Genomic DNA, 12,098 nt, shown 5'->3' on the forward strand with positions numbered 1-12,098 from the left:
GCCCGATGAACCCACACGCGCTACACCCTCAACGCCACACGACACTGCTCAGGCTGAGCACCCTCCTGCTGCTGGCGGCCCTCAGCGCCTGCGAGCCGCGCACACCCACGGTGGCCGAGCCGGTCAGCGCCCCGGTGGCCCCTGCGGCCCCCGCACCGCAGCCAGCCGCTCCCGCGCCAGCGCCCGTCAGCACGACCGACGTCGTCGAGGGGGTGGACCTGTCCAACTGGCAAGGCGGTGCGGTGAACTTTGAGCAGATCAAACAGGCCGGCAAGCACTTCGTGTTCGTCAAGTCGAGCGAAGGCGCCACCGTCGTCGACCCCGACCACGCCCGCAATGTGCAGCAGGCCCGCGCCGCGGGCCTGGCGGTGGGCAGCTACCACTTCTACGAGAGCGACGACACGCCGCAGGCCCAGTTCAGCAACTTCTCGGCCCAGCTGAGCCTGAAGCCAGGGGATCTGCCCCCGGTGGTGGACATCGAGCGGCTGAGCAAGGGCGACACCCAAGCCCTGGCGCCGGCACTGCAACAGTTCCTCGGCCTGCTGGAGCAGCAGTACGGCGTCAAACCCATCCTCTATTCGGGCGAGCACTTTGCCGACGAGTACCTGTCCGTCTTTGCCGACTACCCGCTCTGGCTGGCCGAATACAACAGCCAGGCCAGCCCGCAGTTGCCCAAGGGCTGGGCACGCTGGACCTTCTGGCAGCACAGCCAGAACGGCAACGTGGCCGGTGTGCCCGGCCCGGTGGACCTGAACCGCTTCAATGGCGGCCCGGCCCAGCTCCAGGCGCTCACGGTCCGATAGCCTGGAAAGCCCGGCCAAAGCGATTGCTGAAACCCCGAAGGACTGAACCATGCCCTGGATGACCGACCTCTTTTACGATCCTGCGCTGGAAGGGGCGCCGCTCGGCCCCTTCCAGAATCGGTCCTTGCACCAGATCACGCTGCCCGGCACCCACGATTCGGGCTGCTACCGGGACCAGCGAATTTCCAACGTCTACTCCGCCACGCAGACCCAGGACATCTTTCAGCAGCTCGCCGGTGGGGTGCGCTATTTCGACCTCCGGCCCTGCGCCAGGGGCACCGAGTTCTGGACCTACCACGGCCAGTTCTACTGGGGCGGGGAGCTGACCGGCGCCGACGGGATCCTGCAGCAGATCAAAGACTACTTTGACAGCCTGGCCCCGACTGACCGCGAGCTGGTGATCCTGAACGTGTCGCACTTCTACAAGTTCACCAACCTGCTGCACGCCAACCTCGTCGCGGCCATCCAAGCCACCTTGGGGCCGTATCTGGTCGAGTACACCCAAAGCAACATCGACCTGTGCAACTGCCCCTATTGGCAACTCCTGTCCACGCCGCCCATTGCCAACGGGCCACCTCCAGGCGCCGTCGCCGGTGCCGTTCTGCGGTCGCGTGTGCTGGTCCTGTACGACGGCGCGCTCGACACCCCGCAGGAGGCGTATGTCATGGGCCTGCCTTTTACCGCGCCACCCAATGGCATCCCGGGCTTTTTCGTCGTGGCACCCAAGTACGCAGCGCCCGCCAACCCGATTGAACTGTTTGACCAGTATTCCAACCTGGGCCGGGTGGAAGATGGTTACGTGCTCTCTGGCATACGCACCGACCAGCTCAACAAACTGCGCAACCGACAGAATTTTGCCTACACCACCCAGCCCTTCAACCCGGGCAACTGGACGGCCAATGCGGTGGGCGGCGTGGCCGGCACGCTGCACCTGTTGTCGTGGACCTTGACGCCACAGTTCTCACTGACGCTCACCGGCACCTGGGACCCCCTGGAGGCCGCACAACAAATCGCCAACCCCTTGCTGCTCAACCTGTTCTGCGGGGCCAATCGCGGCTGGAACGGTGTTTGCTACAACGCGGCAGCAGACCCCCAGATCAACATCATCTATGTGGACGACTACGACTCCACCAAACACCAGAACGCCGGGTCACCCTGGAATGGCATGGCGATCCCCGTGGCCATTGCCGCGCGCATGAATGTGGGGCCGGTGGGGGAAAGAAATACCTGGTGATTGCGGGTTCTGGGCGGGGCTTCATGCGCTCAACAGCCCGCAAGCTTCAATCCCTGAGCGAACTGTGCGGCGGCAACATGGCGGAGTTGCTGTTGCCGCGTGAGGCCTTTGGTTGGTAGCGGGCGGAGTTATGCCGCCGAAAAGTGTCCTCAGGGATCGGACTGCACTGTCAGCCGAAACCCAATTACGCAGAGCCTCATCGCTACCCGATCAAAGTCACAGCCTTGATCTGCGCCCAAACCACCTGACCCGGTACCCGCCCGAGCGCAGCCGCCGAGCGCCGCATCAACCGAGCGAGCAGTGAGGACGAAGTCCCCACCTGCAAGCGTCACAGCGCGACAGTCTGCACAGGAATCGAGACGATTTGCGACCTCGCCTTCGCGACCCAAAAACAGAATCTCCAAGCGCCATTCGCCGGCGCAATGCAGGCGGCTCACGCCCCTTCAAAACCACATCTGGAGACAACATGAACATCGGTTGCAAAGTACATGGACACGGCCCCACCAAAGTACTGTTCTTACATGGCTGGTTGAGTGATCACACCATCTTCTCAAGCGTTCTTCCGTACTTCGAGCATACGCAATACACCGTGGCATTGATGGACTACCGTGGATACGGAACGTCCCAACGGCTGGATGGGAATTTCACGCTGGACGAGGTGGCAGGAGATGCGCTCAAACTGGCAGAGCACCTGGGTTGGGCGGCCTTTCACGTGGTCGGTCACTCCATGGGAGGAATGGTCGCGCAGAAGATGGCCATCCGGGCGCCAGAGCGGCTGACCTCGCTGATCGCGACCACACCGGTTCCAAGTTCCGGCTTTGACCTCGATGCTGCAACCCGCAACTTCTTCGAGTCATCTGCGACAAGCGATGAAGCACTGATGGAGATCTTCAACACATTGACCGGACGCCGCCACAGCACCAGATTGCTCCAGGAGCTGACCCGAAAGGCCCGGGCAAGCACGTCAACGCCCGCGTACCTGGCGTACCTTGAAGCGTGGACATCCACGGATTTCTCAAATGAAACCATGGGGCTTTCGACACCCACCCTCGTCCTTGGCGGCCGGCATGATGGCGCCATCGACCAGAAGTTGCTTGCCCAAACCTACCTGACCTGGCTGCCCAACGCGACACTGACCATGATGGAGGGTGCAGGACACTACCCGATGATCGAAACACCGTTTGAATTCTTCACCGTGCTGGAACAACACCTTGCCGGGTTCGGCACGTAAGCCGACCTTCATCTGATCGCCATGGACAGTTTGACCACCTTGCTGAACCAGTATGCGTTGCGTGCCGGCGTCTTCTATGCCGGCAACATTTGCGGGATACACGGTTTTCCCGACGACGCCAGTCGCGGGCACCTGCATCTGGTCCGCACAGGCACCGCACAGCTGATCGGCATCGATGCCAGCCCCATCGTGGTGGACGAACCGACGGTGCTGTTCTTGCCAAGGCCCGGCCCGCACCGACTGGTGATCGACCAGGACACGGGCTCCGACATGGTCTGTGGCACCGTCCAGTTCGGGATGGGCGGCTGGAACCCGATCACCAGCACCTTGCCATCTGCGGTGATGGTCCCCCTGCGGTCCATGCCCTCCATTGAAGGCCTTCTGCGATCGATGTTTGATGAGGCGTTCGAGCAGCGGTTTGGGCGCCAGGCTGTTCTGGACCGTTATTGCGAAATCATCATGGTGAAACTCCTGCGCCACTGCCTGGAACACGGCCTGGCGCAGGGGGGTTCCATGGCGGGCCTGGCACACCCGCGCTTGTCCAAAGTTCTGCACCAGGTGCACGAGCACCCGGCAAAAGACTGGACGCTCGAAGCGATGGCCGAGTGCGCCGGCATGTCGCGCGCACGCTTCGCACTCTTGTTTCGCCAGGTCACGGGGGACACCCCTGCGGACTACGTCGGCTCATGGCGCATCACAACGGCGCAGCGTCTGCTCCGCAGTGGTCGAGGCATCAAGCATGTGGTGGACGCGGTGGGCTACACCAGCGCAAGCGCCTTTACGCGCGCATTCACGCGCAAAGTGGGCCTGTCTCCGGCGGCGTGGCTGAAAGGGCCGCATCCACAGCCGTTGACCACGCACACAGAGATGCCCGGCGAAACAAACGAGACGCAGAGGCAACTGGCCAACGGCCTGAATTCCTAGCATTCATGCACGCCTCAACGGTGCCCGGCAGTTTCGCTGTCACTGGTTTTGGGGCGCAGCGGTGCCCTGCACCACTCTGGAGAAATTGCATGTCTGCTTCCTCGTTCATCAAGTCCCTTTCGCCACTCACCCCGGCCACCGCCAAAGGCACGGCGGCATCCCAATTGGCCGACGCCCAAAGCAAGATGGGCTTCGTGCCCGCCATGTACGCCAACATGGCCCATGCGCCAGCCGTGCTGAGCACCTACCTGCACGGCTACGGGCTGTTCCGAAGCGAGTCGGGCTTCAGCCCCGCTGAGCAGGAGGTGGTCTTTCTGGCCGCCAGCATCGCCAACGGCTGCGACTATTGCGTCGCCGCCCACAGCATGGTGGCCGAGAAGATGTCGGGTGTGCCCGCGCCAGTGCTGCAAGCCCTTCGCGACGGTGCCACCGTGCCGGACAGACGGATGGAGGCCCTGCGTGCCACGGCCACGGCGTTGGTGCTGCAGCGGGGCCACCTCTCCCCTGCCCAGGCAGACGCCTTCTACGATGCGGGTTTCACGGAACACCAGCTGCTGTACGTGGTGTTGGCCCTGGCCGTCAAAACCCTGAGCAACTACAGCAATCACGCGTTTGATCCGCAGCTGGATGCCCCCTTTGCACCCTACGCTGTTTCAGCCAAAGTCTGACGCGAGAGCGGGTGGTGTCCAACATCAAGCAGCACCACCCTGCAGCCCGCGCCCCGCTCACGCCTGGCTTACCCAATCAACGCCACCGCCTTGATCTGTGCCCAAACCGCCTGACCCGGCTCCAGCCCCAGCGCAGCCGCCGAGCGCCGCGTCAACCGCGCGAGCAGGGACGACGAAGTCCCCACCCGCAAACGGCACAAGGCCAGCGCCGGGTGGCTGTCGTCGGCCAGCTGGTCAACCACCACCGGCAGGCTGTTGAGCAGGCTCGTGTCGGTCGCGGGCGAGAGCGCCAGGCTCACGTCGCGCGCCAGGATGCGGATGCGCACCGTGGTGCCCTTTTCCTGCCCGCCATCGCGTACCCAGAGGCAGCCGCCGGGAAACGCCACCCGGGCCAGGCTCCAGGCCGCGTCGCGCTCCACCACCACGCCCTCCAGCACCACGCCCGCGTCTTCGCCCAGGCGGATGGGCAGGTCGACGCGGGCCAGCGTCTCGGCCAGCGGCCCCGACGCGAGTGAGCGCCCGCCCTCCATCACCACGATGTGGTCGGCCAGGCGCGCCACCTCGTCGGGCGCGTGGCTCACGTAGACCACCGGAATGTCCAGCTCGCGGTGCAGGCGCTCCAGGTAGGGCATGAACTCGTTCTTGCGCGCCTGGTCCAGCGCGGCCAGCGGCTCGTCCATGAGCAGCAGGCGCGGGCTGGTGAGCAGGGCGCGGGCGATGGCGATGCGCTGACGTTCGCCGCCCGAGAGCCCGGCGGTGCGGCGCTCCAGCAGGTGGCCAATGCCCAGCAGCTCCACGGCCCGCTCCCACGCCACGCGTTGCTGCGCCTGGGCTGTGCGCTGGCGGCCGTACTGCAGGTTGGCGCTCACACTCAGGTGCGCAAACAGCTGCGGCTCCTGGAACACGTAGCCCAGGCGCCGCTGGTGGGTGGGCAGGCTGTGCGGGCCGTCCTGCCAGACTTCGCCGTTGACCACGCAACGCCCGCTGGGCGCGGCGTTGAGCCCGGCGATGCAGCGCAGCAGCGTGGACTTGCCACAGCCCGAGGGGCCGAACAGCGCGGTCACGCCGCGGCCGGGCAGTTGCAGGTCCACGTCGAGCGTGAAGCCGGGGAAGTCCTGGCGGAAGCGGATGTCGAGATTCATCCTCTGCGGTTCCAGCCTCGGCTGTTCAGCAACAGCAGCACGGCGAAAGAAAACACCAGCATGCCGCCGGCCAGCCAGTGGGCGTTGGTGTATTCCATCGCTTCCACGTGGTTGTAGATCGCCATGGACAGCACCTGCGTCTTGCCCGGGATGTTGCCGCCGATCATGAGCACCACGCCGAACTCGCCCACCGTGTGCGCAAAGCCGAGCACAGCGGCGGTGATGAAACCCGGCCGGGCCAGCGGCAGAGCGACGGTGAAAAACGCGTCCAGCGGCGAGGCGCGCAGCGTGGCCGCCGCCTCCATGGGCGCGCGGCCGATGGCGGCAAAGGCCTGCTGCAGCGGCTGCACCACAAAGGGCATGGAGTACAGGCACGAGGCCACCACCAGACCGGCGAAGGTGAAGGGCAACAGGCCCAGGCCCAGCGCCTGCGTGAGCCGGCCCACCGGGCCCTGCGGCCCCATCAACACCAGCAGGTAGAAACCCAGCACCGCCGGCGGCAGCACCAGCGGCAGCGTGACCACCGACCCCACCAGGCCCTTGAGCTTTGAGGGCGTGCGCGCCAGCCACCAGGCCACCGGTGTGCCCAGAGCGAGCAGCAGCACGGTGGTGAGGCCCGCGAGCTTGACGGTGAGCCACACGGCGGCGAGGTCGTCGGTCGACAACATGCGGTTCAGCCTGTGAAGGTCAGCCGCCGCGCCTCACAGCGCGATCTCGTAGCCGTAGGACGTGATCACCGCCTGCGCCTTGGCGCCCTGCAGGTACTTCAGCAACGCGGCGGGGCCGGCCTTGCCCTTGCCCGGGGTCAGCAGCACCGCGTCTTGCCGGATGGGGGTGTAGAGGTTCGCGGGTACCACCCAGGCCGAGCCTTCGACCTTGCCGTCTTTGAGCACCTGCGACAGCGCCACGAAGCCCAGCGGGCTGTTGCCGCTGCTGACGAACTGGTGGGTCTGGGTGATGGTTTCGGCGGTCACGAACTTGGGCGCCAGGCTGTCGTACACGCCCAGCTTCTTCATCGCCTCCACGGCGGCCGCGCCGTAGGGCGCGAGCTTGGGGTTGGTCAGCGCGATGTGGTCGAAGCCGCCGCGCTTGAGCACCTCGCCCGCCGCATCGACCATGCCCGGTTTGGCCGACCACAGCACCAGCTTGCCGATGGCGTAGCTGGCCTGGCTGCCGGCCACGGCCGCGCCCTCCTTGACCAGCCTGGCCGGGGTTTCGTCGTCGGCCGCGAGCAGGATTTCAAACGACGCGCCGTTCTTGATCTGTGCGTAGAACTTGCCGGTGGAGCCGAACGACGCCACCACCTTGTGGCCGGTTTCTTTCTGGAACTCGGCGGCGATTTGGTTGAACGGCGCGGTGAAGTTCGCAGCCACGGCCACCGGGATCTCGTCGGCGTGGGCCGGCGAGACCATGAGCAGCAGGCCGGCGAGCAGCGAGGCAGCAAAAGGCTTGATGGTCATGGAAACACTCCTTGGATGAAGAGAAACAACTCAATGCCGCGAAAACAGGTCGCGCACCTTGCACAGCGCGGTGGTCACGTCGAAGCGCGTGTCGGGCAGCGCCTCGCCAGCCAGCACCTTTTGCAGCGCGGCGCGCGGGTCGGTCTCGCCGGTCAGCAGCACCTGCGCGCCCCAGCCCGCCATGTGGCGCAGAAAGCCGTCGCCAGCGCTGCCCGCGATCAGCAGGTCCACGCCGCGCAGCGGGTGCGGGCCGTCGTCCTTGAAGTGGTGCGGCAGCTGTTCCTTGCTGAGCACGATTCGCCGCGGCTCGGGCAGCGGCCCGCTCTGGCAATCGAACAGCAGCCACTCGCGGGCCTGGCCCGCGTGGCCGCTGACCTGGCTCCATTCGTGGTGGGTGGCAATGGCGACTTTCATGAGAGATCTCCTTCGGAACTCAGTCGTTGACCATCAGGAACACGCTGGAGGCCTTGAACATGGCCGTGACCGGCTGGCCGAGCGTCAGGCGCAGGCGATCGACGCTTGCGCTCGTGATGACGGCGGTGAGCGTGTGCTGGCCACCGGGCAGTGCCAGCGTCACCTCGGCATTGACCGGCCCCAGGTGCAGGGCCTGGACCGTTCCCCGGTAGCGGTTGCGAGCCGACACGCGGGCGCCTTCGTCACCCACCATGAGCACGATGGACGAGGCCTTGACGAAGGCCATCACCTCCCGCCCTTCGGCCAGCCCCATGGCCTGCGCCGACTCGTTGGTGACCAGCGCGGTGAGCGACAAGTCGGGGCCGAGCGTCAGGGTCACTTCGCTTTCGACCTCGCCAGGGTGGAGGGCACCGACCGGGCCGGCGAACTGGTTGCGTGCACTGCTTTTCATGTGGAGCCTTTTGAGGATGGCGCGGTAGGCCGCGATGTCGGGATCGCCCGCCCGGGTGAGCTGCTGGCTCAGGCGCACCATGGCGGCCTGCGACTCCTGCTCCAGCGCGCGGTAGAAGGCGATCAGGCGGCGGCCAAACGCGGTGAGTTCGCTGCCGCCGCCGTTGCGCCCGCCGGTGGCGCGCAGCACCAGCGGCTCGGGCGCCACGTTGTTCATGTCGTCCACCGCGTCCCACGCGGCCTTGTAGGCCATGGGCACGGCCTTGGCGGCCTGCAGAATGGAGCCGTGTGCCGCAATGGCTTCGAGCAGGCGGATGCGCTTGTCGCCGAGGAAGCTGCCCACGGCGGTGTCGATCAGCAGCTTGCCCATCAGGGGCGGGCTGGTGGCACTCATCGCGGCATGTCCTGCCCGAGGGCGTGCCGCGTGCGGACCACGCACGGGCGGGCGTTGGGCAACGGGCTGTACAACGGTTGGGACATGACGGGCTCCTGTATCGATCACGACATAACGCACGGGCCTTGCGACAGCGTTGTGTGCTTTGCTACACAACGTCCACTCTGGCGTTGCTTATTGGTCTGGTTTGCAAAACGTGGGCCAGCTTTTGGATGAGAACGCGTGTCTCTTTCTCCGTGCTTTTTTGGGTGGATGCAGATCTCGTTCGTGGCACCTCGCGTGCTGCGGACGTGCCTACTGCGTCTCCAGGTTGAGCACGACCACGCCAATGACGATCATGACGACTCCCGCAATCCGCAAGAGCGTCATCGACTCGGAGAACCAGAGGATGCCGAGGGCTGCCGTCAACGCGGTACCGCTTCCCGCCCACACCGCATACGCCAACCCGACTTCCAAGTGCCTCACGGCCAAGGACATGAGCCAAATGGCCGCCGCATACGAGGCCACGACCACCAGCGACGGGACGGGGCGTGTGAATCCATCTGCATATCGGAGAGCAATCGTTCCTGCCACCTCCGCCGCGATGCTGGCTACAAGCAGCAGCCAGGAATAGGTCTGTACGCTCATTGAATACCCTTCGGGCTCCGCATCTATACCGGATGCAGAGCAGAGGGAAGGGAGCGGTACCCGAAACGATCAGCGAATGCTAACGATATATCGCTCAAGCCAGACTCATGCGAAACAGATCGGGTTGGCTCTGCCGGTACACCCGCAGCCACAACAGCGTCGCAGGCACCAGCGCCTGGCCGGTCTGCGGGTCGGTGTGGGTGAGCCCCCGGCCACCGCACCACAGACCCACCGGGGACACCGCGGAACCGGCTCCGCCGGGCCGTAGGTGTTGCCCCTTGGGGGTGGGCCGCAGGCGCTTGGAGGGGTTATGTCTTCATGCTGTCAGCAGCAGCTCCACCGTGACCGGCTCTTCACCGAGCACGGCCTGGCAGGCCAGGCGCGAGGCGGAGGCCACGCCCACCATGCCGTCGAGCTTCTGGTTTTCCACCGGCTGGATGCGCGAGAGGCTCTTGCGCCCGCTGGTGACGAAGACGTGGCAGCTCTCGCATTTCGCATCACCACCGCATTTGCTCACCACCGGCTCGCCCACGGCGAGCAGGGCTTTGAGCAGGGTGGTGCCAGCGGCGACTTCGTAGGTTTTTCCGGACGGAAGGACGGTGAGTGTGGTCATTTTTTCTTGCCTCAAGGCTGTGGGTAGGAAGGGAACGGGAAAGGAAACGGGGAACTGAAGAAGGTTCACGCAGCCAGCGCGGGCTGCAGGGCGTCGATCAGCGCCGCCGAAAAGTCGGCCAGCGCCATGGGGATGCGGGTGATGCCCTGCTCTTCGAGGAAGCGCGCTTCCATGCGCGTGGGCGGCTCGGGCAACACCGCCCAATGCTGGTCGCTGGAGCGCTTCATGATCTGGCGCGCGAAGCTGCGGGTGAGCTGGTCGTCGAAGCGGCAACCGAGGAACAGGAAGTGGCGCCCGATGCGCCAGCGCTGTACCTCCGCGGGGATGGGGGTCTGGATGTCGATCTCGGTGAGCACCTCGACGTAGTCGCTGTCGGAGACGAGGTAGTTGCCCGCCGGGTCGTGGCTGCCGATGGGCTTGTAGAGCAAGGGCCCGCCCTGCGGGGGCGGCTCGGGCAGCGGCGCGCCGGCCGGGTCGTAGGCGCCGGTCCACTGGCCGAAGTGTTCGGACTGCGACAGGCCCTGCACCTGCACCCAGCCACCGGCCGGGCGGGCCTGGCGCAGCGCGGCGGCGAAGGTGTCGTCGTACCAGGTGTCCACCCACAGCCCCGCGCCGCTGCCGGCCAGCGCCAGGTGCAGCGCGGACGGCGCGGGCACGCTGGCAAAGGCCTCGTTCATCAGGTGCACCACCGACTTGCGGTGCTTGAAGTTCTCGATGAACTGCGCCGCCTGCGTCAGGCGCTGGCGGATCTTGTGCGGCACGCTGACCTTGCTGGTCATGATCGCCGCGAGCGCCAGCGGCGTGGCCGGCACCTGCACGTCGCGGCACAACGACAACATGTCGGGCCCCAGGTAGGGAATGACGGCCCCCGCGTCGAGCTGGCGGGCGATGTCGTGGATCAGGTCGTTCATGGAAGGTCCTTGGTTCGGTCAATGACAAGCAACGGTGGCGGTCACAAATAGATGGCGGCCCCTGCGCCCACGTTCGTGGCGGTGTCCTTGAGGGTGGTCACGATGTACTGCACCTGGGTGGCATCCATCTGGGTGTGCAGTGGCAGCGCGAGCGCGCGGTCGCCGATGCGGTCGGTGTCGCGCAGCAGGCCGCGCTGGTGGCCGATCGCGCCGCTGGCTTCCATGTAGTGGTGCTGCTGGTGCAGCGGGTGGCTGTAGGCCGCGGCCTCGATGCCGCCGGCGCGCAGGTCGTCGATCATCTGGGCGCGTGCGCTGGCCGTGAAGCGTTTGCCCAGGTGCACCACGTAGAGCATCCAGTGCACCTCGTCCACGTTTTCGGCCAGGTACGGCGGCTTCACGCCCTCGAAGCTCTGCATCTGTTGGTGGTACCAGACCTCGACCTGCTTGCGCACGGCGAGCCGCTCGTCCAGCCCGGCGAGCTGGGCCAGGCCGAGCGCGGCGGTGAGCTCGCTCATGCCGGCCTGCAGCGGTACCCGCGAGCCGACCGACACGGAATGGCGGTCGCTCAGGCGGCGCTGGCGCAGGTAGCGCAGTTCGTGCACCAGCGCGTCGTCGTCGGTCACGAGCATGCCGCCCTCGCCGGTGCACAGGGCCGAGGGTTGCGAGAAGTCGAACACCGACACGTCGCCAAAGGTGCCCACGGTCTGACCCAGGTAGCGCGAGCCCAGGGCCTCGCTGCTGTCTTCGATCAGCGCCACGCCGTGCGCGTCGGCCAGCGCACGCAGTGCGCGCCAGTCGGCCGGGTGGCCGTTGGTGTTGCCCGCGAGGATGGCGCGGGTCTGGGGCGTGATCTTGAGCGCGGCCTTCTCGGGGCTCAGGCTGCCGGTCCAATAGTTGATGTCGGCGAACACCGGCGTGGCGCCCGCGAGCGTGATGGCCTGCGCCACCTGGTGCCAGCTGTGGGTGGCGCAGACCACTTCGTCGCCCGGGCCGATGCCCAGCGCGCGCAGTGCGATCCAGGTGCCCAGCGTGCCGCTGCCCACGGCCACAGCGTGGCGCCGCCCGACCCAGCCCGCGAAGGCGCGTTCGAAGGATTCGAGCATCGGCCCGTCGCCCCAGCGGGTGGACTGCAGCACCGCGTTGACGAGCTGCAGCTCACGCTCGCCGCATTCGGGTTCGTAAAGAGAGATGGCTTCGATTTCCATGTTCAAGTCCTTGAAAGCGTGC

16 protein-coding genes are annotated in these 12,098 nt (G+C 66.1%); 5 read left to right on the forward strand and 11 right to left on the reverse strand.

The genetic code is table 11. The features are described from left to right. Window positions 1–5: 5 nt before the first annotated feature. Both HTA01S_RS15105 and HTA01S_RS15110 read left to right on the forward strand, forming a co-directional pair. Window positions 6–803, forward strand: a complete 798-nt coding sequence (locus HTA01S_RS15105) for a glycoside hydrolase family 25 protein (RefSeq protein WP_068173313.1) — start codon at window positions 6–8, stop codon at window positions 801–803. 58 nt (window positions 804–861) lie between these two features. Continuing rightward, window positions 862–2,037 (forward strand): PI-PLC domain-containing protein, encoded by a 1,176-nt coding sequence (locus HTA01S_RS15110; protein WP_157572123.1) that lies wholly within the window; start codon window positions 862–864, stop codon window positions 2,035–2,037. Window positions 2,038–2,239: 202 nt separating this feature from the next. On the opposite strand, the gene HTA01S_RS26285 is transcribed toward HTA01S_RS15110, so the two are convergent. Then, a complete protein-coding gene (locus HTA01S_RS26285) occupies window positions 2,240–2,356 on the reverse strand; it encodes a TOBE domain-containing protein (RefSeq protein WP_407656116.1) in 117 nt (38 codons plus the stop codon). Window positions 2,357–2,503: 147 nt separating this feature from the next. Here HTA01S_RS26285 and HTA01S_RS15115 point away from each other — a divergent pair, with 147 nt between their 5' ends. From HTA01S_RS15115 to HTA01S_RS15125, 3 genes are all read left to right on the forward strand, one after another. After that, window positions 2,504–3,268 carry an alpha/beta fold hydrolase gene (locus HTA01S_RS15115; RefSeq protein WP_068173316.1) on the forward strand — a complete coding sequence of 255 codons (765 nt, stop codon included), beginning with the start codon at window positions 2,504–2,506 and terminating at the stop codon, window positions 3,266–3,268. 21 nt (window positions 3,269–3,289) lie between these two features. Then, window positions 3,290–4,192 carry an AraC family transcriptional regulator gene (locus HTA01S_RS15120; protein WP_084236135.1) on the forward strand — a complete coding sequence of 301 codons (903 nt, stop codon included), beginning with the start codon at window positions 3,290–3,292 and terminating at the stop codon, window positions 4,190–4,192. Window positions 4,193–4,281: 89 nt separating this feature from the next. Beyond that, window positions 4,282–4,860 carry a carboxymuconolactone decarboxylase family protein gene (locus tag HTA01S_RS15125; protein WP_068173318.1) on the forward strand — a complete coding sequence of 193 codons (579 nt, stop codon included), beginning with the start codon at window positions 4,282–4,284 and terminating at the stop codon, window positions 4,858–4,860. 68 nt (window positions 4,861–4,928) lie between these two features. On the opposite strand, the gene modC is transcribed toward HTA01S_RS15125, so the two are convergent. From modC to HTA01S_RS15170, 10 genes are all read right to left on the reverse strand, one after another. Further along, window positions 4,929–6,002: a molybdenum ABC transporter ATP-binding protein gene (gene modC / locus HTA01S_RS15130; RefSeq protein ID WP_068173319.1), complete on the reverse strand. Its 1,074-nt coding sequence runs from the start codon at window positions 6,000–6,002 to the stop codon at window positions 4,929–4,931. Then, a complete protein-coding gene (modB, locus tag HTA01S_RS15135; protein WP_068173321.1) occupies window positions 5,999–6,670 on the reverse strand; it encodes a molybdate ABC transporter permease subunit in 672 nt (223 codons plus the stop codon). The genes modC and modB overlap by 4 nt, the downstream gene beginning before the upstream one ends. A 33-nt stretch (window positions 6,671–6,703) precedes the next feature. Next, a complete protein-coding gene (gene modA, locus HTA01S_RS15140; protein WP_068173323.1) occupies window positions 6,704–7,462 on the reverse strand; it encodes a molybdate ABC transporter substrate-binding protein in 759 nt (252 codons plus the stop codon). Window positions 7,463–7,492: 30 nt separating this feature from the next. Next, entirely contained in the window at window positions 7,493–7,876 is a 384-nt protein-coding gene (locus tag HTA01S_RS15145; RefSeq protein WP_068173325.1) for a NifB/NifX family molybdenum-iron cluster-binding protein, read from the reverse strand. A gap of 19 nt (window positions 7,877–7,895) precedes the next feature. Next, window positions 7,896–8,720, reverse strand: a complete 825-nt coding sequence (locus HTA01S_RS15150; protein ID WP_068173328.1) for a TOBE domain-containing protein — start codon at window positions 8,718–8,720, stop codon at window positions 7,896–7,898. Window positions 8,721–9,014: 294 nt separating this feature from the next. Then, window positions 9,015–9,347 (reverse strand): DMT family transporter, encoded by a 333-nt coding sequence (locus tag HTA01S_RS15155; protein ID WP_068173330.1) that lies wholly within the window; start codon window positions 9,345–9,347, stop codon window positions 9,015–9,017. 94 nt (window positions 9,348–9,441) lie between these two features. After that, window positions 9,442–9,588 carry a hypothetical protein gene (locus HTA01S_RS25335; protein ID WP_157572124.1) on the reverse strand — a complete coding sequence of 49 codons (147 nt, stop codon included), beginning with the start codon at window positions 9,586–9,588 and terminating at the stop codon, window positions 9,442–9,444. A 75-nt stretch (window positions 9,589–9,663) separates the two neighbouring features. Then, window positions 9,664–9,960, reverse strand: a complete 297-nt coding sequence (locus HTA01S_RS15160) for a 2Fe-2S iron-sulfur cluster-binding protein (RefSeq protein ID WP_068173332.1) — start codon at window positions 9,958–9,960, stop codon at window positions 9,664–9,666. A gap of 65 nt (window positions 9,961–10,025) precedes the next feature. Then, window positions 10,026–10,871, reverse strand: coding sequence for an SIR2 family NAD-dependent protein deacylase (locus tag HTA01S_RS15165; protein WP_068173334.1), 846 nt, complete (start codon window positions 10,869–10,871; stop codon window positions 10,026–10,028). Window positions 10,872–10,912: 41 nt separating this feature from the next. Continuing rightward, complete coding sequence (locus tag HTA01S_RS15170; protein WP_068173337.1) at window positions 10,913–12,076, reverse strand: DegT/DnrJ/EryC1/StrS family aminotransferase; 1,164 nt, start codon at window positions 12,074–12,076, stop codon at window positions 10,913–10,915. Between the last annotated feature and the right edge of the window lie 22 nt (window positions 12,077–12,098).

The organism is Hydrogenophaga taeniospiralis CCUG 15921, from assembly GCF_001592305.1.
Classification (GTDB): domain Bacteria; phylum Pseudomonadota; class Gammaproteobacteria; order Burkholderiales; family Burkholderiaceae_C; genus Hydrogenophaga; species Hydrogenophaga taeniospiralis.

Excerpts from the sequence above, each read along its gene's own strand:
- HTA01S_RS15115 (WP_068173316.1), top strand. The coding sequence starts at position 2,504 with ATGAACATCGGTTGCAAAGTACATGGACACGGCCCCACCAAAGTACTG.
- modC (WP_068173319.1), bottom strand. The coding sequence starts at position 6,002 with ATGAATCTCGACATCCGCTTCCGCCAGGACTTCCCCGGCTTCACGCTC.
- HTA01S_RS15125 (WP_068173318.1), top strand. The coding sequence starts at position 4,282 with ATGTCTGCTTCCTCGTTCATCAAGTCCCTTTCGCCACTCACCCCGGCC.
- HTA01S_RS15110 (WP_157572123.1), top strand. The coding sequence starts at position 862 with ATGACCGACCTCTTTTACGATCCTGCGCTGGAAGGGGCGCCGCTCGGC.
- modB (WP_068173321.1), bottom strand. The coding sequence starts at position 6,670 with ATGTTGTCGACCGACGACCTCGCCGCCGTGTGGCTCACCGTCAAGCTC.
- HTA01S_RS15165 (WP_068173334.1), bottom strand. The coding sequence starts at position 10,871 with ATGAACGACCTGATCCACGACATCGCCCGCCAGCTCGACGCGGGGGCC.
- HTA01S_RS15120 (WP_084236135.1), top strand. The coding sequence starts at position 3,290 with ATGGACAGTTTGACCACCTTGCTGAACCAGTATGCGTTGCGTGCCGGC.
- HTA01S_RS15150 (WP_068173328.1), bottom strand. The coding sequence starts at position 8,720 with ATGAGTGCCACCAGCCCGCCCCTGATGGGCAAGCTGCTGATCGACACC.
- HTA01S_RS15105 (WP_068173313.1), top strand. The coding sequence starts at position 6 with ATGAACCCACACGCGCTACACCCTCAACGCCACACGACACTGCTCAGG.
- modA (WP_068173323.1), bottom strand. The coding sequence starts at position 7,462 with ATGACCATCAAGCCTTTTGCTGCCTCGCTGCTCGCCGGCCTGCTGCTC.
- HTA01S_RS15155 (WP_068173330.1), bottom strand. The coding sequence starts at position 9,347 with ATGAGCGTACAGACCTATTCCTGGCTGCTGCTTGTAGCCAGCATCGCG.
- HTA01S_RS15160 (WP_068173332.1), bottom strand. The coding sequence starts at position 9,960 with ATGACCACACTCACCGTCCTTCCGTCCGGAAAAACCTACGAAGTCGCC.
- HTA01S_RS15170 (WP_068173337.1), bottom strand. The coding sequence starts at position 12,076 with ATGGAAATCGAAGCCATCTCTCTTTACGAACCCGAATGCGGCGAGCGT.
- HTA01S_RS15145 (WP_068173325.1), bottom strand. The coding sequence starts at position 7,876 with ATGAAAGTCGCCATTGCCACCCACCACGAATGGAGCCAGGTCAGCGGC.